The sequence below is a fragment of the Paenibacillus sp. OSY-SE genome (assembly GCF_000283315.1).
Lineage (GTDB): Bacteria > Bacillota > Bacilli > Paenibacillales > Paenibacillaceae > Paenibacillus_B > Paenibacillus_B profundus.
This window is the reverse complement of sequence record NZ_ALKF01000165.1, coordinates 12,776-37,686: the sequence shown is the minus strand read 5'-3', so window position 1 is coordinate 37,686 and position 24,911 is coordinate 12,776. Positions and strand designations below refer to the sequence as shown.

At 50.5% G+C, this 24,911-nt stretch carries 19 protein-coding genes; all 19 read left to right on the top strand.

What is annotated here, in order from left to right:
* Positions 1 to 109: 109 nt before the first annotated feature.
* The 19 genes from A372_RS0108705 (at position 110) to glnA (ending at position 24,201) form a co-directional block, all read left to right on the top strand.
* Positions 110 to 1,117 (top strand): ABC transporter substrate-binding protein, encoded by a 1,008-nt coding sequence (locus tag A372_RS0108705; RefSeq protein WP_019420450.1) that lies wholly within the window; start codon positions 110 to 112, stop codon positions 1,115 to 1,117.
* 44 nt (positions 1,118 to 1,161) lie between these two features.
* Positions 1,162 to 1,962: an ABC transporter ATP-binding protein gene (locus tag A372_RS0108700; RefSeq protein WP_019420449.1), complete on the top strand. Its 801-nt coding sequence runs from the start codon at positions 1,162 to 1,164 to the stop codon at positions 1,960 to 1,962.
* A complete protein-coding gene (locus A372_RS0108695; protein ID WP_019420448.1) occupies positions 1,940 to 2,788 on the top strand; it encodes an ABC transporter permease in 849 nt (282 codons plus the stop codon). Before A372_RS0108700 ends, A372_RS0108695 begins: the two co-directional genes overlap by 23 nt.
* A gap of 170 nt (positions 2,789 to 2,958) precedes the next feature.
* A complete protein-coding gene (locus A372_RS0108690; protein ID WP_019420447.1) occupies positions 2,959 to 3,945 on the top strand; it encodes an aromatic acid exporter family protein in 987 nt (328 codons plus the stop codon).
* 124 nt (positions 3,946 to 4,069) lie between these two features.
* Positions 4,070 to 4,630: an outer spore coat protein CotE gene (locus A372_RS0108685; protein WP_019420446.1), complete on the top strand. Its 561-nt coding sequence runs from the start codon at positions 4,070 to 4,072 to the stop codon at positions 4,628 to 4,630.
* Positions 4,631 to 4,870: 240 nt separating this feature from the next.
* Positions 4,871 to 6,484, top strand: a complete 1,614-nt coding sequence (locus tag A372_RS0108680; RefSeq protein ID WP_019420445.1) for a putative amidoligase domain-containing protein — start codon at positions 4,871 to 4,873, stop codon at positions 6,482 to 6,484.
* Positions 6,485 to 6,589: 105 nt separating this feature from the next.
* On the top strand, positions 6,590 to 9,379 hold the full coding sequence (gene mutS / locus A372_RS0108675; protein WP_019420444.1) for a DNA mismatch repair protein MutS: 2,790 nt from the start codon (positions 6,590 to 6,592) through the stop codon (positions 9,377 to 9,379).
* A gap of 59 nt (positions 9,380 to 9,438) precedes the next feature.
* Positions 9,439 to 11,613, top strand: coding sequence for a DNA mismatch repair endonuclease MutL (gene mutL, locus A372_RS0108670; protein WP_019420443.1), 2,175 nt, complete (start codon positions 9,439 to 9,441; stop codon positions 11,611 to 11,613).
* A gap of 145 nt (positions 11,614 to 11,758) precedes the next feature.
* The gene (locus A372_RS0108665; protein ID WP_019420442.1) at positions 11,759 to 12,550 is read left to right on the top strand and encodes a class I SAM-dependent methyltransferase; all 792 of its coding nucleotides are present in this window, start codon (positions 11,759 to 11,761) and stop codon (positions 12,548 to 12,550) included.
* Complete coding sequence (gene miaA, locus A372_RS0108660) at positions 12,537 to 13,484, top strand: tRNA (adenosine(37)-N6)-dimethylallyltransferase MiaA (RefSeq protein ID WP_026010964.1); 948 nt, start codon at positions 12,537 to 12,539, stop codon at positions 13,482 to 13,484. The genes A372_RS0108665 and miaA overlap by 14 nt, the downstream gene beginning before the upstream one ends.
* Positions 13,485 to 13,534: 50 nt before the next feature.
* The gene (gene hfq / locus A372_RS0108655) at positions 13,535 to 13,774 is read left to right on the top strand and encodes an RNA chaperone Hfq (protein WP_019420440.1); all 240 of its coding nucleotides are present in this window, start codon (positions 13,535 to 13,537) and stop codon (positions 13,772 to 13,774) included.
* A 195-nt stretch (positions 13,775 to 13,969) separates the two neighbouring features.
* Positions 13,970 to 16,594: a transglycosylase domain-containing protein gene (locus tag A372_RS0108650; protein WP_019420439.1), complete on the top strand. Its 2,625-nt coding sequence runs from the start codon at positions 13,970 to 13,972 to the stop codon at positions 16,592 to 16,594.
* A 94-nt stretch (positions 16,595 to 16,688) separates the two neighbouring features.
* Entirely contained in the window at positions 16,689 to 17,318 is a 630-nt protein-coding gene (locus A372_RS0108645) for a YdcF family protein (protein WP_019420438.1), read from the top strand.
* A 98-nt stretch (positions 17,319 to 17,416) separates the two neighbouring features.
* Positions 17,417 to 18,394, top strand: a complete 978-nt coding sequence (locus A372_RS0108640) for an AAA family ATPase (protein ID WP_019420437.1) — start codon at positions 17,417 to 17,419, stop codon at positions 18,392 to 18,394.
* Between the two features lie 127 nt (positions 18,395 to 18,521).
* Entirely contained in the window at positions 18,522 to 19,547 is a 1,026-nt protein-coding gene (locus tag A372_RS0108635; RefSeq protein ID WP_019420436.1) for a methyltransferase, read from the top strand.
* Positions 19,548 to 19,735: 188 nt separating this feature from the next.
* On the top strand, positions 19,736 to 21,022 hold the full coding sequence (gene hflX / locus A372_RS0108630) for a GTPase HflX (protein WP_019420435.1): 1,287 nt from the start codon (positions 19,736 to 19,738) through the stop codon (positions 21,020 to 21,022).
* Between the two features lie 42 nt (positions 21,023 to 21,064).
* On the top strand, positions 21,065 to 22,324 hold the full coding sequence (locus A372_RS0108625; protein WP_019420434.1) for a methionine gamma-lyase family protein: 1,260 nt from the start codon (positions 21,065 to 21,067) through the stop codon (positions 22,322 to 22,324).
* A 97-nt stretch (positions 22,325 to 22,421) separates the two neighbouring features.
* Positions 22,422 to 22,832, top strand: coding sequence for a MerR family transcriptional regulator (locus A372_RS0108620; RefSeq protein ID WP_019420433.1), 411 nt, complete (start codon positions 22,422 to 22,424; stop codon positions 22,830 to 22,832).
* Between the two features lie 40 nt (positions 22,833 to 22,872).
* Positions 22,873 to 24,201, top strand: coding sequence for a type I glutamate--ammonia ligase (gene glnA, locus A372_RS0108615; protein WP_019420432.1), 1,329 nt, complete (start codon positions 22,873 to 22,875; stop codon positions 24,199 to 24,201).
* Positions 24,202 to 24,911 lie beyond the last annotated feature (710 nt).

Genomic DNA, 24,911 nt, shown 5'->3' with positions numbered 1-24,911 from the left:
CAATAACCAATTGTAAGTATGATGCATAGACTGCAATATCCGTTCGACATGGCAAACTGATGGTTTGTCAGACATGGGACTTGACTAAGAAGCAGAGGAGGGAATGATTATGATGCCTAAACGATTGGGTGTATTCGCATTAGCCGCAGTCCTCATATTTTCTATTGTGTTGAGCGCGTGTAGTAGCGGAGGAGACCGCATCAAGGTGAGAGTCGGAGAAGTGACCCGTTCCATATTTTATGCGCCGGAATATGTGGCGCTCGGCAAAGGTTTCTTTGAAGAAGAAGGTTTAGATGTGGAGCTGCAGACGACCTTTGGCGGGGATAAAACGATGACTGCGCTGTTGTCCGGCGGCATAGATGTTGCGTTGGTCGGTTCGGAGACGTCGATATATGTATATCAGCAAGGGACCGAGGATCCGGTCATTAACTTCGCACAGTTGGCGCAGACGGATGGAACGTTCTTAATGAAGCGGACGAAGACGGATTCATTCGACTGGAATCAATTGAAAGGAAGCGTGTTCCTTGGTCAGCGCAAGGGCGGGATGCCGCAAATGGCCGGAGAATTTACGCTCAAAAAGAACGGAATCGATCCACATCAAGATTTGGAGTTAATCCAGAACATTGATTTTGCGAACGTGGCTTCCGCGTATGCGTCAGGTACCGGGGAATATGTTCAGTTGTTCGAACCGCAAGCTTCCATTTTTGAAAGGGAAGGCAAGGGCTATGTGGTCGCATCCTTTGGTGTGGAAAGCGGCCAATTGCCGTATACCGTATTTATGACAAAGCAAAGCTTTATTACGAAAAATAAAGAAACGGTTCAGAAATTTACAAATGCGATAGTTAAGGCACAGCGTTGGGTGAATTCGGAATCACCTGAAGCGATAACGGATGTAATTATGCCTTACTTTAAAGATACAGATCGGGATATCGTCGTTAGTGCCGTGAAGCGGTATAAGGATCAAGGCTCTTTCGCCACCGATCCGATACTGGAGGAGAAGGAATGGAACAACCTGCTTGACGTGCTTGAAGCTGCCGGAGAATTGAAGCAGCGGATCAGCTTGAAGCAGATTGTGAACAACGAATTCGCTCAGGATGCCAAGCAGAAGGTTAAATAAAATGAGGCGCGTGAAGGAACAGAGTTGGGAAAGGGGGCGGACATATGGTTCCAGCGGTACAATTGTCGCAAGTGACGCATGTGTATGTAACGGAACGTGAAGCGAAGCTCGCTATCGACGGACTGTCCGTCACCATCATGCCGGGGCAATTTGTAAGCCTTGTCGGTCCGAGCGGCTGTGGAAAGACGACGCTGCTCTCGATTATGGCAGGACTTATGCAGCCGACCTACGGCAGTGCGTTCGTGTACGGCCAGCTTGTAAACGGCCCTTCGCCGCGTGTCGGTTACATGCTGCAGCAGGACTATTTATTTCCATGGCGAACCATTCTGGAAAATGCCTGTACCGGACTGGAATTGACGAAGCGGTTGAATTCGGCCTCGAAGGAACGCGTAATCAGACTATTGGACGGTATGGGATTAGGAGGGACAGAGTCACTCTATCCTCATCAGTTATCCGGCGGCATGAGACAAAGAGTGGCCTTGGTGCGCACGCTGGCAACCGAACCAGAGCTGCTGCTGTTGGATGAACCGTTTTCGGCACTTGACTATCAGACGAAGCTTCAGCTGGAAGATCTCATTGTAGAAACATTAAAGGCGCATCGCAAGACGGCGGTGCTCGTGACGCATGATCTGTCAGAAGCGATTGCGGTCAGCGATCAGGTCATTGTCCTGAACCGAGATCCTGGCAGTATCCGGCGTGCATTCGATGTGCCGGAATTGATTCGGGAAACCCAGCCTTTTTACGCACGGGAACAGTCGGGATTCAATGATCTGTTTCATGATTTGTGGAAAGAATTAGAAGCGTCGGATCGGAGGGGGATCGATGGCAAAGCAAACGGAGGCTAACAGCGCCGCAGACGAATTTCCTGACTCCCGCAGTATGGTCGAACAGACGTATGCCCGCTATCGCAAGCGGCGCCGCAGATTCGCCACGACCGTCTCCCTGACGCAATTTATCATATTAATTGCATTTGTAGGACTCTGGGAATTAGCGGGCCGCTTCAAATGGATCGACGTGCTGTTGTTCAGTTATCCGAGCAAAATATGGACGCAGATTGTGCAGGATTTTGCCAATGGGTCGATTTGGCCTCATCTCGGCATGACGGTCGGCGAAACGGTGGTCGGTTTTTTTCTTGGCACGGTACTCGGCACGCTGCTTGCGGTATTGATTTGGTGGTCGGAATTTCTCGCGCGCGTGTTGGACCCCTATATGGTCGTATTCAACAGCATGCCTAAGGTGGCTCTGGGTCCGCTGTTCATCGTCGGCTTCGGTCCAGGCTTCACAGCCATCGTCGCCACGACCTTGTCCATTACGGTTATCATAACGACACTTGTCGTCTATAACAGCTTCCGCGAGGTGGATCCGAACTATGTTAAGGTCGTGCGTGTGTTCGGAGGAAGCAAGAGCGTCATCTTCCGCACAGTCATTCTTCCGGCTTCTTTCCCGGCGATTGTATCTACGTTAAAGGTCAATGTGGGGATGGCCTGGGTCGGGGTTATTGTCGGGGAGTTTCTCGTTTCCAAGGTGGGATTGGGCTACTTAATCATTTACGGATTTCAAGTATTTAACTTTACGCTCGTCATGTCGTCACTCGTTATCATTGCGGTTGTAGCCACATTGATGTACAAAGCGGTCGCTTTTTTGGAACGGAAACTGATTCGCCGATCATAACGTTCCTGGCTAACAAGCATGGAGAAATGTCAAAATAAGACATTTCTCTTTTTTTGCAACTATGGAGGGAAGTCGATATAATAAAATATCGGAATGCGTTAAAGTGCGTGTTCAAAGGGGAACTTTTTGAATTACCTTTTATAGACTGGAATGATGAAGGAGTACATATCATGGTGTTTGGATTTGTCGGAGTTCGTGTCATTAAGACGGCGATCGCTTCTATCTTCGCTATCATCACCGCCGATCTTATCGGTGCGATGAATCCGCTTGGAGCGGGTCTGCTTGCCATATTAGGTGTGGACGTAACGCGCAAGCGCAGTGTGAAGACGGTATCCGCACGCTTTCTAGCCTCATTGGTCGGCCTTCTGCTGGCCGCTACATTGTTCGGAGTGCTAGGGTTTCAATTATGGGTGCTTGCCCTATATATTTTGCTTGCCTTTCCCATCATTGCCCGCCTTAACTTTAAGGAAGGCATTGTTACCAGTTCCGTCGTCGTATTTCATATATACGGCTCGGGTGCATTGACGCTGCACGGGATATTCAACGAAGTGCTGCTGCTCATGATCGGATTGGGCGCCGCCACCCTCGTCAATCTCGTCTATATGCCGAATGAAGAAGAGAAGCTTGTTCATATTCGTAAGGAGGTAGATGAACAATTTTCACGTATTTTTATTCAAATCAGCCGGAATTTGCGTGATTCTTCTTATATTTGGGACGGTCAAGAAATTATTGAAGCGGATGCGAAGGTGAATGAAGGGATTGCGATCGCTTCGAAAGCATTGGAGAATCGCCTGCTGCGCACGGAGGAAATTCGAACGGATGAGCAATGGCTTGTCTATTTTTATATGCGCAAAGCGCAGCTGGAGAATGTGCAGAGTATGCTCCAACTGCTATCACAGGTGTTCCAATCGCTGCCGCAATGCTATTTGGTCGCGGATTTGTTCGACCAATTGAGCGACGATGTGAAGGAACCGCATTATACGGGCAAGACCGAGCAGCTTCTAATTGAGCTGGAAGGCGTCTTTCGTGAAATGGATTTGCCTGCTACACGGCAGGAGTTTGAGGTTCGCGCTGCGGTCTTGCAAGTGAACCGGGAACTGCAGCAATATTTAAAAATAGCGAAAAAAGACAAGAAAAGGTTACGAGCTGCACTGTAAACCGCGTCACCATAAGCATTTTTATTCTTTTAAAAAATGAAAGGCCTCTCAAAAATTTTTGTCACCCTAGACGAATGTCCTGCATACACTTTAATTGAATGATTGTATGGAGGAGGTCCATTGGATGGCAATTACAGATAAACACCACTGCCGGCAAATCATCACAAAAGCAATCTGCGGCAAAGGTCGTAAGTTCTCCGTCGTCACACATACGGTCACTCCGCCTCATCATCCGACTAGCATATTGGGGGCATGGATTATAAACCATCAATATGAATCGGTGCGGGCAGGAGATGGCATTGAGGTCATCGGTACTTACGACATCAACATCTGGTATTCGTACAATAGCAATTCCCAAACGGATGTTGCGAAAGAAACGGTGTCGTATGTCGATCTCGTTCCATTGTCGTATGTTGATCCGAAGCATCGTGCCGCTACGGAGGAAGTGTCGGCGGAAGCGCTTCAAGAGCCGAACTGTGTAGAGGCGAGTGTATCGTCAAGCGGAACCGGCGTCATGATTCGCGTAGAGCGTGAATTCGCCGTGGAAATGGTGGCAGAGACAAAAGTATGTGTACGCGTATGTCCGAACGGTTGCCTCGACTTTGAAGATAAAGACTATGATTTTGGCAGCCAGGATGACGGTTTCGACGATTTAGACCCGGACTTGTCGGATGAGGAGTTGTAGTCATCGCCGCAAGCCCTTCACGTTTGCGGCGCTTTTCTAATTTCATTCTCCTTTTTAACTCTCAACCAACATGCGCATGGTGGATGAGTCACGAGTTCTGTCGACAGTCTTCAGTCCTCATCTGTTGTACTTCATATTTTAGAATATGCAGCAATATCATTATCGAAGAGGGCGGGAGCCCTCCTTTTTTTTAATTAAAATGTGATGCTTGACTAACGGCAAGAAAGAGGGGGGAGCCAAGTGAAAGCTGGAGCGATTCCTCATTCTATCCAGCTGCTGACCGACGATGACAGGGTCTGTCAAATGTGGAACGGCACCGGAATCCCGACCGCATTGTGCACGCAAAACAATCGGCTGACGGAATTGGGGCCCGACCGAATGGATGAAGGTTGTCTCGTTGTGCTGTGGATGCGTCGTTCTCACAAGAAGGAGGTATTGCAGGAGTTAACCAAGCGTGCTGTGCGTACTGGGACACAGCACAGGATGATCATCCTGAACCGCTTCGCCCAATCTTGGAATCACCGCACGATGCGCCTGCGCCTGCGCTTATGGGGACTTCCGATCGCGGACGAAGCGGTATGGTCTGAGCCATATCCTATTGAGAACAGCCAGCGGTTTGTTCGGACGTTGTGCTTCTGGGTGAATCAATGCGAAGTCGCCGCTGCTGCTCATTGCATACGCACGCCGCAAGGCGGGTACAGCTACCTTCCGCTTGACGATTGGTCACAGCCTCCGTATCGGCGGCTCGGCCGTATGGCGGTGCGTGCAGCTTATGCACTCGGATGGGATATCGCCGCGATTACGCTCCGGTATCATTCTCAGGAGATGCAGCATAATGCTGAATGGCCAGCAGGCGTTGTGGATGAACCGCAAGCGGGGGACGTTATCGAGCGGGTCGAGCCGGCGCCGCGGCGTCTCCCTGAGTGGGTCATGTCGCGGTACATCGCCGCATGGTCCATGACGCTGGCGGAGACTGCAAGCAGCCGGAATGAGTCGAAGACGTCGTTGAAGCTCGGTCTCGATATGGAACTAATTCTGTATCATCCGGGGCGCCGCAAAATAGTTCCGGCAATCCGGTATTTGCCGCGAGGCGGGGGGGCCGGATGTGATGCGGTGCGCATTCAAGGCAAATTACGTTATCCGCTCATGGAGCTGCGTCCAGAGCCTGCAACGACTCCGGCGCAGCTGCTGCAGCACCTGCGCGATTCCATGGTACGGGCTGCCCGCCTAATAAGAGCGAAGGACGAAGACGGTATCTCGCTGGTATGGCTCGCCGGGAGTCAACCGCTCGGGACCTTTGCGCTTGGCGGACATATCCATGTTAGCGGCATCGCTCTGACGAGCGATCTCGTTCGCATGCTTGATACATATGTCGCACTTCCGTTAGCATTAATAGAGGACTCGCATGGGGCGCTGCGCCGACGGCCTAAGTATGGCACGTTCGGAGACGTGCGCTTGCAGGAGCATGGCGGTGAAGGCGGATTCGAATACCGTACGTTGCCAAGCTTCCTGGGGAGTCCGCAGTTGACGCTGGAAGTGCTTACTTTATTCCATACTGTTGTCGTGCATGGGACCAAGCTTGCGCGAAGAGACAGCGTGCGCGCGGAGATTGTGCGGCGCTATTATCGGTGCAGCGAAGAAGAGGCGGGGACAGAGCTGCGTCCGTTGGCGCTTGCGCTGCTTCAAGAAGTGTTGGACGCGCTGGAGACTGAAATGGGGAGCAACATATCGGGTGTTTCCCGACCTGTCCACGCGGACATTCAAGCCATCCGTTCTCTGTATACGCGAATCAACACAGGTTGGCGCTGGAACGAGAATGATGACATTCGTGCCGCATGGCTGCACGGCAAATAGTATAGAGGGATGTTTAAATACGCACTAGAAGAAAAGATATGCGGCGTGAGTATATGCTCTTTTTTTGATATAATAAAACTCTATTCATGGTAGCGGAGGTTGCTTATGGCGAAACATACGCCGATGATTGAACAATATTTGTCGATTAAACAACAAGCTGAAGACGCATTTTTGTTCTTTCGTCTCGGGGATTTCTATGAGATGTTTTTTGATGACGCCATTCGGGCGGCTAAAGAATTAGAGATTACGTTAACCGGTAGAGAAGGCGGTGGGGAAGAACGCATTCCGATGTGCGGAGTGCCGTATCATTCAGCCGAAAACTATATTCAACGCTTGATTGAAAAAGGGTACAAAGTCGCCATTTGCGAACAAGTGGAGGATCCTGCAGTTGCGAAAGGCGTCGTGCGGCGCGAAATCGTGCGCATCGTCACGCCGGGCACTGTCATGGAAGGCAAATTGATTGATGAGAAATCGAACCATTACTTAGTATGCTTGACCGAGCATGAGGGCGCCAACGCACTGGCTGCCTGTGACTTGTCTACGGGGGAAATGGTCGTGACATCTGCTCCTGCATCCCATTCGTGGCTGCTTGATGAGTTGAATGTATATATGCCGACCGAAATTATCGGCTCAAGCGGACTGCTGGAGCAAGCAGAGCCGATTGCGAAGGCGTGGAATCAGTCGGTGCTCTTTACTTCATGGGCACGGCTGGATGAGTCGTTGGCGCAGAAGCAATTCGGAGAAGCGGAAATGACTCGCTTGGAGCCGGAGCGCCAGCAGGCGGTAGCGACGCTCATGGCTTACTTATCTGAGACGCAGAAGCGTTCTTTAAGCCAATTGACGCAGATTCGCACATATGAGCCTGACCAATACTTAGTGCTGGATTCTTTTACGCGGCGCAATTTAGAGCTGACGGAGACGGTACGCGAGCGGGCGAAGAAAGGTTCTTTGCTCTGGCTGCTGGATCGCACGGAGACATCTATGGGGGCGCGTCTCTTGCGTCGCTGGATTGACAAGCCTTTAATGAATCGCCGCGCTATTGATGAGCGTCTCGAAGCTGTGGAGACTCTTTATCATCAGATGATTTGGCGTGAAGATATCCGCGAGCAGTTGGCTTCCATATATGATTTGGAGCGCTTGGTCGGCCGCATCGCCTTCGGTACGGCGAACGGTCGCGATTTGGTGGCATTAAAAGCATCGCTGCACAAAATTCCAGCCTTGAAGCAGCTCTGTGCGGACACGTCCTCGACGACGCTCCAAGCGCGGGTGGCGGAGCTGGATTCGTGTGAGGATATCCTGGAATGGATTGAGCACACCATTGTGGACGAGCCTCCTATCTCGGTTCGAGACGGCGGCTTAATTAAGCCAGGCTGTGACGATTATCTTGACCAGCTGCGTGAGGCTAGTGTGAACGGTAAGCGCTGGATTGCGGAGTTGGAGCGGAGAGAACGGGAAGCGACGGGCATTAAGTCGCTGAAAATCGGATACAACAAGGTGTTCGGTTACTACATCGAAGTGACACGGTCCAATCTAGCTGCACTGCCAGAAGGCCGGTATGAACGGAAGCAGACGCTCGCCAATGCGGAACGGTTCGTCACAGCCGAGCTGAAGGAGAAGGAATCGCTCATACTGGAAGCGGAAGATAAAATGGTCGGACTCGAGTACGAGCTGTTCAGCGAACTGCGGCAGCGCGTCGCCGAGCACATTCGCCGGTTGCAGACGCTGGCGGAGACGGTGGCTGAGATCGATGTGTATCAATCTTTGGCCAATGTGAGCGCTGCGAGACGATTTGTCCGTCCGCAGCTTAACGACGGCTATGACATGCATATTGATGCGGGGCGCCACCCTGTCGTAGAGGCGGTTATGCAAAGCGGCAATTTCATGGCCAATGACACGCTGCTGCAAGAGGCGGAAGCTGGGATGCTGCTCATTACAGGACCGAATATGGCAGGGAAGAGCACCTATATGCGCCAAGTTGCGCTTATTTCCATCATGGCGCAGATCGGCTGCTTCGTTCCAGCGGAACGGGCGGAGATGCCGATTATCGATCGCATCTTCACCCGCATCGGGGCGGCGGACGATCTAATTGGCGGCCAGAGCACGTTCATGGTCGAAATGATGGACATTCAAGTAATGACGGCGAAAGCCACACGGCGCAGCCTTGTCATCATCGATGAGCTGGGGCGGGGGACATCGACGAGCGAAGGGATGTCCATAGCGCAAGCTGTCATTGAATTCGTGCACGATGAGATTGGCTGCAAAGCGCTCGTGTCAACTCATTTCCATGAGCTGGCGCATTTGGAGGAACGATTGCCTCACTTAAGAAATGTGTGCATGGCTGTGAAGGAAAGCGGCAATCAAGTTGCTTTCTTGCGCAAGTTGATTCCGGGCGCGGCGAGCACAAGCTACGGCATTTATTGCGCCCGTCTTGCCGGAATTCCGGATTCGATTATTACACGCGCATATGACCTGTTGAAGCAGTATGAGCCCCGGACCGCAGCAGAGTCCCTGCTAGATGGGCCATCGAGCTTGCCAGCAGCTGGTGCAGCGGAGGGCTCAGCAGAGGGTGCTGCTGCATCGCTTGCGACTGCAGAAGCACACGTGAGCGCGAATGGTGTGGAGCAGCTGTCGCTATTCGGATGGGGCGAATCAGCAGCAGCGGCAGAGCGGGCTGCAGAAGCCGTGTCTTCGCATGACGCTGGCCAAGATGACGGATTGACGCAAGCTCACCCTGCAGCCGGTACGCCGCAGCACGCTTCAAATGCTGTCGCGGCAGGTGAAGGGGCACAGCTCATCCGCGAGCTGCAGGAAGTGGACGTTTTGTCGATGACGCCGCTCGAAGCGATGAACCGGCTGCACGATTTGATGAGACAAGCTCGTGCATTGAAGCAATAGCAGCCAGGCGGCGTCTGAACACGTGAAGTCAAGCTTGTTGAATAAGGAGGTATCCGAGCATGGCGGTCATAAAAATATTGGACGAGCACATAGCTAACCAGATTGCGGCGGGAGAAGTGGTTGAACGACCGTCTTCCGTAGTTAAGGAGTTAGTGGAAAATGCCATCGACGCCGGCAGCACTCGCATCGACGTGACGGTTGAAGAGGGCGGGCTGCAGCTTATCCGAGTTAAAGACAACGGCTCTGGGATCGGGGACGATGATGTAGAAAATGCGTTCCAGCGGCATGCGACAAGCAAGATTTTAACAGGCAAAGATCTGTTCGCTATCCGCAGCCTCGGCTTTCGTGGCGAAGCGCTGGCGAGTATTGCCGCCGTGGCTAAGGTGGACGTCGTGACATCCACCGATGGCAGCGGCCTTGGGCGACGGCTTGTCATTGAAGGCGGAACCATCAAGACGTTCGAGCCGGCGCAATCGATGCAAGGTACGGAATTTACAGTACGCGAGTTATTTTACAACACGCCTGCGCGCTTGAAATATATGAAGACAATTCAGACCGAATTGGGGCATATTTCCGATTTGATTTACCGTTTGGCTTTATCATACCCGAGCATTGCCTTCACGTTGAAGCATAATGATAATACGCTCTTACAGACGATAGGCAATGGCGATTTGCTGCAGGTTATCGCTGCAGTATATGGCGTCCATACAGCTAAAAGCGTGATGAAGGTGAAGGCAGAGCATTTGGACTTCGAGCTGGAGGGCTATATCGGCAAGCCGGAGATGACACGTTCGAACCGGAATGCGATGTCGTGGTTCGTGAACGGCAGGTATGTGCGCAGCTTTCCGTTGAATCAGGCTGTGCTGCGCGCTTATCATACGCTGCTGCCGATTAATCGCTTTCCTATGGTTGTGCTGCAGGCGCGGATGCATCCGACGCTCGTCGATGTGAACGTACATCCGGCCAAGCTGGAGGTGCGCTTCAGCAAAGAAGCAGAGCTGTGTGAATTCATCGGGAGCACGCTGCAGGAGCTGCTTCTGAAGCAGCAGTTGATTCCGCAGGCGGCTGCCCCGAAAGCGAAGGTGCGCACCTTCGTTGAGCAGACGGAGCTGCAATGGGCTTCCGCCGCGACTGTGGATGCCAACAATGAACAGCAGCTGAAGCCGATGGGAGCATTGGTTCCTTCGTCTGGCAACAAAGGCGCAAGTTTACCGCCTGAGTCTTTCGTCCCTGAGGCGCAAGCAGTGGCTGCTGCAGCTCAGGAAGGGGCCGAAAATGCTGCGGACGTACCAACCGAGACGAAGACCGCGGCAGTAGCGTCTCGTACTGAGCTGAAGCCAACTGTTCTAACGAACAGCGTCATGTCTGTTCAACAGCATGCAGCGGCATCTCACAGTGCAGTTGTTCCGCAAGATGCAGTGAAGCAACAGAGTACATTTTCTAAGCAGAGTGAAACGGCTCAGCATCCTGCAGAAACCGGTGCGCGCGCTTCTTACGTCAATGAATCGAAGCCTCGGTATGGGGAGCAGGAGGGACGCGGCTTCAAGGATAGAGTTCCCCCTTCTGTCTCAGGCAATATGCCGAAGAAGAGCGGAGAAGCATGGAAAGAGTGGATGGACAGCGGCGAACGGTCGGAGGAAGCGACATTGCCACCTTTTCCTGCGCTATCGTTGATCGGACAACTGCATGGCACTTACCTCATTGCTTCCAATGAAGAAGGGCTGTATCTTATCGATCAGCATGCGGCGCATGAGCGCATTAATTACGAATATTATTATGAGCAATTCGGCAGGCCGGCTCAAGCATCTCAGGAGCTGCTGCTGCCGATTACGTTGGAATTCACGCCGTCAGAAGCGGAGCGTATTCGCGAGCGTATGCATTTGTTGGAGCATATTGGTATGCAGATGGAACCATTCGGAGGACAGACGTTTCTGGTCAGATCCCATCCATATTGGTTCCCAAAGGGCCAGGAAACATCGATTATTCAAGAAATGACGGATTGGGTATTGGGCGAAAAGGCGCCGGATATTGCGAAATTGCGAGAAGCGTCGGCTATTATGTGCTCCTGCAAAGCATCGATTAAAGCGAACCAGCGTCTGTCGGATGCCGAAGCGGAGACGTTATTCGCCCGGCTCGCTACGTGCCGTCAACCCTATACGTGCCCGCACGGTAGGCCGATTGTCGTGCGTTTTACTACCTATGATTTAGAGAAAATGTTTAAACGGGTTATGTAAAAGGGCGCGTTCAAAAAGGTCCCTTTTCAGCACGTCGAATGGCCACTTGGGATTCTTCGTGATCAAAAGGGGACTTTTTGAAAAACCTCTAAAAGGATGATATTTGTGTTTCCCTTTCCATAGCGTTTATAATGAGGAGGAGCTAATGATTGTCACAACGGGTGATTTCTCATCCCCGCACATCAAAGAGCGCGCTCGCCACACGGCAGATGCTTTCGGGTATGTCTTTGTTGAGCGGTGCAAGCAATCGCTATCAAGATTGACACGGAAATATGGCGATGATGAATTTCTTGTCTACACGAATGACAGCGTACGCTACACGCAGCTGGGGGTTACGGAATTGACCTATCATCCCAGCATGGCGTTTGTGCGCGCGAAGCGAATTCTGGCCGGTGAATCAGATTCGATGATTAGGGCAAGCGGCGCGACATGTGGAGATGAGGTGCTTGATTGCACGGCGGGATTTGCGGCGGATGCCCTCGTCTTCTCCATAGCGGTCGGAGCCGCCGGGCGTGTTGTCGCATTGGAGAGCGAGCCATCTTTGTTCACGCTGGTACACGAAGGATTGCAGCTGTATGAAAGCGATGTGGTGGAGGTCAATGAGGCGATGCGCCGTATTGAATTGCAGCGCGCAGACCACTCCCAAAAGTTGAAATCGATGCCTGACCGTTCAATGGATATCGTATATTTCGATCCGATGTTCAGGGAGCCGGTTACACATTCGTCCGCGTTTAATCCGATGCGGACGATGGCGAATCATGAAGCGCTATCTCGTCAAGCGATTGCGGAAGCGATGCGTGTGGCGAGAAAAAGAGTAGTCATGAAAGAGCTGCGCAACAGCTCAGAGTTTGCCCGGCTCGGCTTTAACCGTGTCGTCCAGACGGGATCGAAATTAGCTTATGGAGTGATTGACATTGCCGACAATATCATCGTTTAGTAGACCAAGGCTGCTCGTCCTCGTCGGCCCGACGGCTGTCGGCAAGACCAAGCTGAGTTTGAGCGTTGCCAAGCATTATGAATGCGAGATTATTTCCGGTGACAGCATGCAGGTGTACCGTAAGATGGATATCGGTACAGCCAAGCTGTCCGTACAGGAACGTGAAGGCATCCCTCATCATATGATGGATATCCACGATCCGGACGAAGCTTTTTCTGTGGCAGAATTTCAAGATCGCGGCCGGACGCTTATCAGTGAAATTACCGCGAGGAATCATATTCCCTTCATCGTAGGTGGAACCGGTCTATATGTCGAATCTCTCTGTTATGGATTTGAATTCGGCGACAACAGTTCCGATGAGAAGTTCAGGCAGCAGATGGCGGATTACGCTGCTTCGCATGGCACGGAAGCGCTGCATGAGCGGTTGAAGGAAGTGGATTCAATAACGGCGGAGCGTCTGCATCATCATGATCAGCGGCGTGTTATCCGCGCGCTTGAAGTATTCCATCTGAGCGGAGAGCCGTTATCATCTCAATTAGCCCGTCAGAAGAGAGAATCACCGTATGATTTATGCATGATCGGTTTGACAATGGACAGGCAGATGCTTTATAAACGAATTGAGGCCCGAATCGACATCATGCTGCAGGAAGGCTTGATTGACGAAGTTCGCCAATTGCTGGAACAAGGCTATTCGCGTAATCTTGTATCTATGCAGGGATTGGGATACAAGGAAATTGCCGCTTACTTGGAAGGCGAAATGTCATTAGATGCAGCTGTCGAACTGTTAAAGCGAGATACGAGACGGTTCGCCAAGCGTCAATTGTCATGGTTCCGCCGAATGACAGACCTTGAATGGGTTGATGTTACTGACTCGGAACAGACAGACAAACATTTCACACAAATTTGTAAGATCATAGCAGGAAAGTTTCGGTAAGAGGTTGAATATATTTCAACACAATCTCATGATTATTGGGGGTACGGACGATGAATAAATCTATTAATATTCAAGACACTTTTTTGAACCAATTGCGTAAAGAAAGCGTTCCAGTGACGGTGTACTTAACGAATGGATTCCAGATTCGCGGTGTAATCCGCGCATTCGATAATTTCACGATCGTCATTGACAGCGATGGACGTCAACAGATGGTATATAAGCACGCCATCTCGACGTTTACGCCGCAGCGTAACGTATCCCTGATGCAAGATCATCAGAACGAAGCGTAGATGCTTCATGCAGAGGGGCAGAAAGAAATGAAACTTTTTGTCCCTCTTTCACGTCTAAATAATTGAGCCCGCTGCCGAACAACCCTGAAGGGTTGTTCTTTTCATTACGGGTCATATAGGGTATAGGGAATAAGGATTTATCATTCTATAGAGAAAGAGAGAGAAATTCGAGGAGAATAAGGGAGTCGAATGTAGATGGCAAAAGATAAGGATACACCACAGCTTTCCCGCACAAGAACGCCGGCGAAAGGAAAGCCGAAGCAGCAGCAAGCGAAAAAACGCAAGAAGTGGTCTATGAGAAAAACGTTCTGGCTTATGTTCTTTACGGCCGCGTTCGCCATTTTCTGTGCGGTGGGCGGATACTTGTTCATTCTGTTGAACGGCGAACGTCTCATGCAAGAATATAAAGACGCGGACATGTTCCAGCTAGCCGAAGTTTCCACTGTCTATGATATAAATGGCAATGAATTTGCCAAGCTTGGAAAGGGAATCGAGCATAGGGAGATTGCGGAGGCGCGAGAAATTCCTGAAGAGCTGCGCAATGCCTTTATCGCCACTGAAGACCGACGGTTCAAGGATCACCAAGGCGTCGATTTATGGTCTATCGGCCGCGCGATGGTCAAGGACATTGTATCTAGACGGCTTGTTGAAGGCGGCAGCACGATAACCCAGCAGCTGGCAAAAAATATGTTCCTGACGAGCGACAAGACCTTCTTCCGGAAGGCGACGGAAGTGTCCATCGCGTTGGCGCTGGAGAATCACTTCACGAAGGAAGAAATATTAACGATGTATTTGAATCGGATATACTTCGGTAAAGGCGCTTATGGAGTCAAAGCGGCGGCGATCAAATATTTTGATAAAGAAGACTTGAATCAGCTTGAAGTGTGGGAGTTGGCCACGCTGGCGGGGATACCAAAAGCGCCGTCCCACTATAATCCGATCGACAATCCGGAACGCTCGAAGGAGCGCCGCCAGATCGTATTGAAGCTTATGTATGAACAAGGCTATATTACCGAACAGGAAATGAAGGAAGCATCGGAAGTGGATTATGAGCCGAAAGAATCGAAGGACGGCACGCAAACGGACCAAAATGGGACGGATGCCTACCAATCGTTCCTCGATTACGTGGTGAAGGAAGCGGTCGATAAGACTGGATTGAGCGAGGATGAGCTGAACCGCGGCGGCTACCATATTTACACGACGATGGATGCGTCTGCGCAGCGCATCATGTTTAACGCTTTTAACAATGATGAATTGTTCGAAAAGAGCAAAGACGATATTAAAGTGCAAGGAGCCATGGTCATCACGGACCATAAGAACGGGGCGGTTATGGCGATGATGGGGGGCCGCGACTACATTACCAAAGGGTTGAACCGCGCCACGGTTCAACGCCAGCCAGGCTCGTCGTTCAAACCGATCGTCTCCTATGCGCCCGCAATGGAGACCGGAGAATGGTTTCCGTGGTCCAAGCTGAATAACGAGAAGCAATGCTTCGGCGGCTATTGTCCGAGCAACTTGGGCGGCTATAGCGCCACGATGGAAATGAAGGAGGCTGTCAAGCGCTCCGTAAATATTCCGACAGTATGGCTGTTGAATGAGATTGGATTGAAGACGGGCTTTGATTTTGCTAAAAATATGGGCTTCCCATTAACGAAAGACGATTATAACTTGTCTATCGCTCTGGGCGGGATGACGCACGGCGTATCCCCGCTGAACATGTCCGAAGCTTACAACGCGTTTGCGAATGGAGGCAATTATTATCCGGCCTACTCCATTTCTAAAATTACAGACCGGAAGGCACATGATTTCTATGTATATCATGTGCCGAAGCCGAAGCGTGTAATGAGCGAAAAGACGTCCTACTACATGACTGACATGTTGCAGGAGGTCGTGAAGAATGGTACGGGCAAGCAAGCGCGTATCGATGGACGCCAGGTGGCGGGCAAGACAGGGACGACACAGCATTCGGTGCCGGGCTATAACGGCAATGGCGACCGTGATGCATGGTTCGTCGGTTATACGCCAGAATGGACGGCCGCCGTCTGGATGGGGTATGACAAGACCGACCGCGACCATGTGCTGCACGAGAGCAGCCGGGTCCCTTCGCGCATGTTCAGTGAAGTGATGGGCAAAGCGCTGAAGAACAGACAGTCCGGTTCTTTCGGCAAGCCAGATAAGGTCGAAGAGAAGCCGGAACCGGTCAAAGCCGTAAGTGGGTTGAACGCTTCGTATTCTGAAAATACGAAGATGATATCGCTCAGCTGGAACGCGGTAGATGGCGACAATATCGTATATCACGTGTACCGTAAATCGTCCAAGGATAAAGAATACGCCCGTGTTCTGAGCGGCTTGAAGGTAACCAACGCAGAAGATATCGGCGTATTTGCAGGCGAATCATACACGTATTATGTAACGGCTGAGAGCAATAACGAAGAATCGAAGAAATCCAATGAAGTCACGGTGAAGATTGAGGAAGAACAGGTAGAGCCTCCGATCGAACCGATTGAACCACCGATTGTTGATCCGAACAATCCGCTTGATCCGGTAATACCGGACCAACCTGATCCGGGCAATACCGGAGAGCCGGATCCGGGTACCGATCCAGGTGATCAAGGAGGCAATCCGGACGACGGCGCCATCACGATTCCAGGAACAGTGGAACCGGATCCCGGTGACTCGATTGATCCGCCACCTGCGGAGGGCCAAGGTGCCGATAACAGGATCAGCATCCAATCGGATAGTCAAGACAAAAAGGATAACGGACGTCACAACGGGCGGAAGAACCGCGACGCCGATGAAGAACAAAGCGGGACTCCGTAAAGGAGCGCAGCTTAGATCAAAATATGAAGTTACAACATGTGTAACGCGCAATGCACTCATTGCGCGTTCTTTTTTTAAACTGGAGGGGAATCGGTTGCGTAACAGAGGTAAACATAAGGTTTCATTGTGGAGACGCTTGCTCTGGATTGCAGGAGCGGGCATTTTGATCGGCTTGATTTGGTTCGGGTATACGCAATGGAAAATCGGGGGAGCGGGATATGCCAACTTCGCAAATTCATCGAAGCCTACCGAAGTAGGGATTGTACTGGGAGCATCTTTATGGAGAGACAAGCCCAGTCCGGCGCTGCAGGAACGGTTGGATCTATCATTGGAGTTATATGAGCAGGGGAAGTTCGAATATTTCATCGTGACCGGCGGCAAAGATCGTCCTAATGCCCAGTTGAGCGAAGCAGAGGGGATGGCGAACTATTTGATTGAGCATGGTGTGGAGCCGAGCCGGATCGAGATGGAGAAGCACGCAACGAGCACGCTGGAAAATTTAAAATTCAGCCAGGACATTATGAAGGAAAAGGGCTGGAAGAGCGCGACGATTATGACACACGACTTTCATGGGGCGAGAGCCTATGAGATTGCCGATGCGCTCGGGTATGAGCAACCGGAGCTCAAGACGACAGGGAGCAAGGTGCTGTTCCTTCCGTGGCACCGTACGCGCGAGTCACTCGCCTATACGAAATGGAAATGGGACGAACTATGGCTGCGCTAAACTGCTAATAACCTGTTCGACACTAGAATATATTGAACATCAGGAAGATTTCTTTTACATACGGATCAAATTGAGGGATATGATGGGGGGTGTAACTGGTGACTGACGATAACCGTCTAATAACGACTCAAGCCAGAAAAATAAATGTAGTTTTTAAAAATTTTCCTCCCGAACAGATTCGAACTGTCGAAGAAATTCCGGTTAAAGAAACAAACCAACACATGGAAGCTTTTTCGGCAATCTTCAAAGAGCTCGATGAAATGATTGGACTAGAAGAAGTTAAGGAATTGGTGTTTCAAATATATGCGATGCTGCAAATAAAACAGTTGCGTAAAAATGAAGGATTGCAATCAGAATCCCAAGTGTATCATATGTTATTTAAGGGGAATCCGGGCACGGGCAAGACGACGGTGGCACGAATATTGGCTAAAATGTTTCAACAGCTCGGCATGCTCAGCAAAGGCCACCTGATGGAGGTGGAACGAGCGGATCTCGTAGGCGAGTATATCGGGCACACGGCGCAGAAGACACGAGAGGTAGTGAAAAAAGCGCTTGGGGGAATTCTGTTTGTGGATGAAGCCTATAGTTTAGCACGTGGCGGGGAAAAAGATTTTGGAAAAGAATGTATTGATTGCTTGGTGAAAGCAATGGAAGATCATAAAAATGATTTCATCCTTATTCTTGCCGGCTATCCCAAAGAAATCAATAATCTATTAAAAACCAATTCCGGACTGCCTTCCCGATTTCCGATTCATGTCGAGTTTCCCGATTACACCACTGATCAATTAGTTAAAATCGCTTATAAAATGGCTTTTGAAAGAGAATACATTATTCTTACTGAAGCCACAAATAAAATTAAAGAGCATCTTTCTCAGGAAAAACATTTAAACTTTAATTTCAGTAACGCTAGATTTGTCCGTAACCTTCTCGAAAAAGCAATAAGGAATCAAGCAGTGAGATTAATAAGAAAGTCGAGAAAACTAACGAAAGAGGATCTGACGAATCTGACTTATGAAGATTTCCTTATGAGCGAAAAAAGTGAACCTGTCGGAGTGGAAAAAATATCTAGTCTTTAGAGGGTAAATGGTTGGGTGTAAGAGGCGAATTGGTGAAAATATAATTAATTAGGAAAAAGGAGGAATATACCTGTTTATATGGAACTAAATATATGTATCAAAACCATATATTAGGAGGTATATCCATATGTCCATCGTCGTACCCAAATATTTAAATGAATCTGAACGATTGTTGCGTATGCTTGCAGGAAGTCTCATATCACAAGCGGTATATGCCGTAACCCAATTGCGCATTCCCGATTTGCTGGCAGAAGGACCGCGTACCTGTCAAGATCTTGCCAGTCTGACACAGACAGAAGCTTCTATGCTGTACCGTACGATGCGTTTCCTCTGCGATGAGGATATTTTCAGGGAGACGGATGAACAAACATTTGAATTGGGTCCGCTGGGATCGTTTCTTCGTTCTGATACGCCCGATTCTCTGTACGCGCATGCCCTGATGTACGGGCAGCCATGGCACTCGCAGCCGGCCGGTCATTTTCTGGAAGCTCTGACCAAAGGGGTTTCCGCATTTGAAGCTTCGTATGGCATGAACGTGTTCAGCTATTTAGCTAAACACCCGGAGGCCGAGCTTATTTTTCAAAACTCTATGAGCGCTTACTCGCGGAGCATAATTCCAGCCGTCCTCGCTGCTTATGATTTCTCGCAATTCGACACAGTTGTTGATATTGGCGGAGGGCATGGGATATTGATGGAGCAGCTTTTGACATCTTGTACGCATACGAAGGGGATTGTGTTCGATCAGCCCGCAGTCATTGACAGTGCCAAGCAATACATAAAGAGCTTGGGGCTGGAAGCGCGTTGCGATTGCATGGGAGGCAACTTCTTCGAATCTGTGCCGCAGGGTGGAGAAGCCTACGTGATGAAACACATTATCCATGATTGGAGCGACGAAGAGTCCATCTCGATCCTAAGCAACTGCCGCAGTGCCATGAAGGAAGACGGCAAGCTGCTGCTCTTGGAAGTCGTGCTTGCTTCTGGCAACGAGGCTCATTTTGGCAAACTGCTCGATATGGAGATGCTCGCGATGTCAACAGGGAAAGAGCGGACGCAAGCGGAATATGAGCGTTTGCTCCAGCAGTCCGGATTCAGGCTCAATAGAATCGTGCCGACCTCCACTCACGTATCTATCATTGAAGGCGTGCCCAATTAAGGAGAAGTGAGCATCAATCATGATAAAGTTCAGCCTGCCGAGCCCCCTCGACAGGCTGTTTAAGCATGGATTTGTATTTCTGCTTTTATACATATCCCTCATGATTTAAATTTAGAGCCGAAATAAGGTATACTGGGTATCGGACCTTGACGTGCTTCTAACATGAAATTGAAGGAGATTTCGATTGCATGCGAAAAATGAACTATGAGACCAATCAAAATATACAGGACCGTGCGGTGCTGGTCACGTTAATAACCGATGAAGTGAAGCGGAGCGGAATTGATCCGCAATATTCGTTGGAAGAATTGATGCAGCTGGCCGAAACGGCAGGTGTCGAGGTGCTGACGACGATGACGCAGCAGCGGGATACGAAAGATTCGAAATGGTTTATCGGAAAAGGGAAGGTCCAAGAACTGAAAGCGGTCATCGAAGAGCTGGGGGCAACAACGGCCATCTTCGATCAGGAGCTGTCTGGGGCCCAGGTCCGCAATCTGGAGGAATCGCTTGATGTAAAGATCGTCGATCGGACCCAGCTCATCCTCGATATTTTCGCACAACGCGCAAAGACGAGAGAAGGGATTATTCAGGTGGAGCTGGCGCAATTGTCCTACCTGCTGCCGCGCCTGTCCGGGCACGGCAAAAATCTATCCCGGCTCGGCGGGGGGATCGGGACTCGAGGTCCAGGGGAGACGAAGCTGGAGACTGACCGCAGACACATTCGCAACCGCATAACTGACTTGAAGCGTCAGTTGGACGAAGTGGTTCGACACCGCAACCTGCATCGTGAACGCCGTAAAAAAAGCGGAGTCATTCAGGTGGCACTGGTCGGTTATACGAATGCTGGCAAGTCGACCTTGCTGCGTCAGCTTGCGCTGGCTGATGTGTTGGTGGAGAATCAATTGTTCGCGACGTTGGATCCGACTTCACGGCAATGGGAGCTTCCGAATGGCCAGGAAGTCGTGCTGACGGATACGGTCGGCTTCATTCAGAACCTTCCGCATGACCTCGTTGCGGCTTTTCGGGCGACATTGGAGGAAGTGAACGAAGCGGATCTGATCTTGCATGTCGTGGATGCCTCGTCACCGATGCGCGAGGATCAAATGAATGTTGTCGAGGATATTTTGCAGCAGCTTGGAGCGGGCGCCAAGAACGAGATTGTCCTTTATAACAAGAAAGATCTGTGCACGGAAGAGCAGCGTCAGCTTCTTCCACAGAACGGCAATCACTTCACGATTAGCGCTTATGACGAGGCTGATCTGGAGCGGATTCGGCAAGCTGTACAGAAGCAGCTTGTCGGACAGACGGTAACGTATCGGATTCCGACAGACCGCGGTGACATGATTGCTCTGGCCTATCGAATGGGAGAGGTGCTGGAGCAGGGTGTGGACGATGATGATGTAGTCATGCAGGTTCGTCTGGACAAATCGCAAGCGGAACTGCATGGTTACAGACTGGACAGTTATAGGGAAATATAAGGATGGCACATCAGTGCTTTCACACATATAAGGGGAATGAACATGATGCAATTTACATCTGAGTTAATGCAGCTTGACGAGAAAGTGGAAGAAAAAATCGTGGCGCAAGTACGCAGCATTGAACATATTGCGGAGCGCAATCAATGGAAAGTGATTCAAGCGTTTCAGGAACATCGCGTCAGCGATTATCACTTTGCGGGATCTACAGGTTACGGGTACAATGATCGCGGTCGTGAAGTGTTGGATGAAGTATACGCTGCGGTGTTTGGCGCGGAAGCGGCTCTCGTGCGGCCGCACTTCGTATCCGGAACACATACGATTGGTACTGCTCTGTTCGCGGTGCTGCGCCCAGGCGATGAATTGCTCTATATTACAGGTACGCCCTACGACACGTTACATAAAGTAATCGGGCAGACCGGCGATGGCAAAGGATCGCTCCGTGATTGGGGCGTTCTATACAATGAAGTTGAACTGACGGATGCGGATGAAATCGATTGGGATGCCGTGCGCTCCTCCATTTCGGAGCAAACGAAAGTGGTAGGCATTCAACGTTCGCGCGGTTACGGATGGCGGGCCTCCTTCGCTGTGGAGCAAATTGCTGAAATGGTGCGTCAAGTTAAGGAGATCAAGCCGGATGTAATCGTCTTTGTCGATAACTGCTATGGCGAATTTACGGAGCTGCACGAGCCGACAGAAGTCGGTGTGGATATTATGGCGGGCTCTTTAATTAAAAATCCGGGAGGCGGCATTGCGGAGACAGGCGGCTATATTGCAGGCAAACGCCAATATGTAGAGGCCGCTGCCTCCCGCCTCACTGCTCCTGGCATCGGGGGCGAAGTCGGAGCGATGTTGGGGATGACGCGTTCGATGTATCAAGGACTGTTCCTGGCGCCGAGCATCGTTGGACAAGCCGTGCGCGGCAGTGTCTTCGCCGCGGCCCTGTTCGAAGAGCTTGGCTTCGAAACGTCTCCGCATTGGAGCAGCCCGCGAACGGATCTGATTCAAGCGATTCGATTCCACTCCGCCGAGCATTTAATCGCGTTCGTGCAAGGGGTTCAGAAGGCTTCGGCAGTAGATGCCCATGTCGTTCCTGAGCCATGGGATATGCCTGGATATGAGCATCCGGTCATTATGGCGGCTGGCACGTTCATTCAAGGGGGCAGTCTGGAGTTGTCTGCTGACGCACCTATACGCAAACCTTACACAGCATATATGCAGGGTGGGTTAACCTATGCGCATGCGAAGTTAGGTGCGATAACGGCGTTACAAACGATGATAGATAGAGGTCTGCTGCAGCTATAAAATATTTTTGTGAGTTTTCCTGACATCTGTTGACATGTTTATGTGCGGAGGATAGAATGAAGAAAAGAACGGCATAAAAGAGGAAGGTTGATGAACGGTGGGAGATGAAATTCGCAGAAATATGGCTTTGTTTCCAATCGGCATCGTGATGAAGTTAACGGATTTGACAGCACGCCAAATTCGCTATTATGAACAGCATGAACTAATTATGCCTGCTCGTACATCTGGAAATCAGCGTCTTTTCTCGTTTAATGATGTGGAACGTCTACTTGAAATTAAAGCGCTCATTGAAAAGGGCGTGAACATTGCTGGAATCAAGCAAGTGTTGAATCCGGTCTCCAAAGAATCGGAGGAGGCGACAGTGCTGAGTGCCGATTCGGAAAGCAAGCGCAAAGAACTGTCGGATATCCAACTGCACCGCATGCTGAAGCAGCAATTAATGACTGGGAAAAGACCGGGTCAAGTATCGCTAATTCAAGGTGAACTGTCTCGTTTCTTTACGAAATAATCCAATCTATACTAGGTTAACAAGAAGGAGATGTTACCCTGTGGGCTACACCAAAGATGATATTACACGAATTGCGAAAGAACAGAACGTCCGATTTATCCGTCTTCAATTTACGGATTTGCTCGGAACAATTAAGAACGTCGAAATTCCGGTAAGCCAATTGCCTAAGGCGCTGGATAATAAAATGATGTTCGACGGCTCTTCCATTGAAGGCTACGTCCGTATTGAAGAATCGGATATGTATCTCGTGCCGGATTTGGACACTTGGGTCGTATTCCCATGGGTAACGGAAGATCGTGTCGCACGCCTCATCTGCGATGTGTACACTACGGATGGAACACCTTTTGCTGGCTGTCCGCGCGGTATTTTGAAACGTGCGTTGAAAGAAGCGGAGGAAATGGGCTTCACTGCCATGAACGTCGGACCAGAACCAGAGTTCTTCTTGTTTAAAACGGATGATAAAGGAAATCCGACGATGGAGTTAAACGACCAAGGCGGTTATTTCGATTTGGCGCCAACCGATCTGGGCGAGAACTGTCGCCGCGAGATCGTCTTGAAGCTGGAAGAGATGGGCTTCGAAATTGAAGCGTCCCACCACGAAGTGGCGCCGGGACAACATGAAATTGACTTTAAATATGCGGATGCGATTAGAGCAGCCGATCAAATCCAAACGTTTAAGCTAGTCGTTAAGACCATAGCGCGTCAGCATGGCTTGCATGCGACATTTATGGCGAAGCCGTTGTTCGGTGTTAACGGTTCGGGTATGCACTGCAATATTTCTCTATTCCAAGGCAAAATGAATGCGTTCTACGACGAGTCTGATAAGCTCGGCCTAAGTAAAGAAGCGCGCCAGTTCATGGCTGGAGTATTGAAGCATGCACGCGGCTTTGCTGCGATTACGAATCCAACGGTTAACTCTTATAAGCGTCTTGTGCCTGGCTATGAAGCACCATGCTATGTTGCGTGGTCTGCCAGCAACCGCAGTCCGATGGTGCGCATTCCGGCTTCCCGCGGGTTGAGCACGCGGGTTGAAGTCCGCAATCCTGACCCGTCAGCGAACCCGTATTTGGCGTTAGCGGCAATTCTTAAAGCCGGTCTCGAAGGCATTAAGAAGAAAAGTGATCTGCCGGCTCCGACGGACCGCAACATTTATGTCATGACTGAGGATGAGCGAATCGCGGAAGGCATTCCAAGCTTGCCGGCCAGCTTGAAAGAGGCGTTGGAAGCGCTGCTGCGCGATGAGACGATCTGCGATGCGCTAGGCGAACATGCACTGCAGCATTTCTTGGAACTTAAAGAAATCGAGTGGGATATGTACCGCACACAAGTTCATCAATGGGAACGCGATCAGTATATGACCTTATATTAATCTTCCAAACCCTTGCGCCTCTAGGCGTGAGGGTTTTTATTTTGTGGCGTGCCCAGAGGCACGCATTATCTTGTTGGTGCAAGTCCAACCGAAGGAGCGGCCAAGCCACCTTTGTAGCTAGGATACCTACGTATGGCGAAATCCGTGCGTAGAAGCGTATCGACGAAAGTACTTGTCAGAGACAGGGCGAGCAATATGCCAGGCCGTAACATGAAGTGAATCCTGCCGCGTCGTCAAAAATGTCTCGCAAGAGGGACGAGAGGAAGCCGAGCCCCTTATATGGGCGAAGGCCAAGGAAACTGTATAGAACTTGGAACAGCAGTGAAGAATCCTCCGGCGTACGGGGATCGGCATGGGATAAAAAGATAATGCAGTGAACAGGGGAGACTCTCCCCTGCACAGATAAAAAACAGGCATGCCCTTCTTCTGCTGTGAGAAGAAGTGAGCCGAAGTGGCGGTGACTTGCCGACACTGGCAAGGTGACGTAGTCCGTGGGAAACGGGGCTTGCGGCGAAGCGGCTACGCCCAGATGAGACTCTAGGCTGAGCATGGGAAGGTTGAGGGACACGAACCTATTAAACCGCATCTGAGGGTTGAAATGTCACCCCTGCCTACAGCGCTTAACAGACAGGTCGCGGACTGAACTTCCGTTAACCGTATTGACGGAATTCACGAAAGTCGACTAGACATGTAAGCTGATCGACATGGAA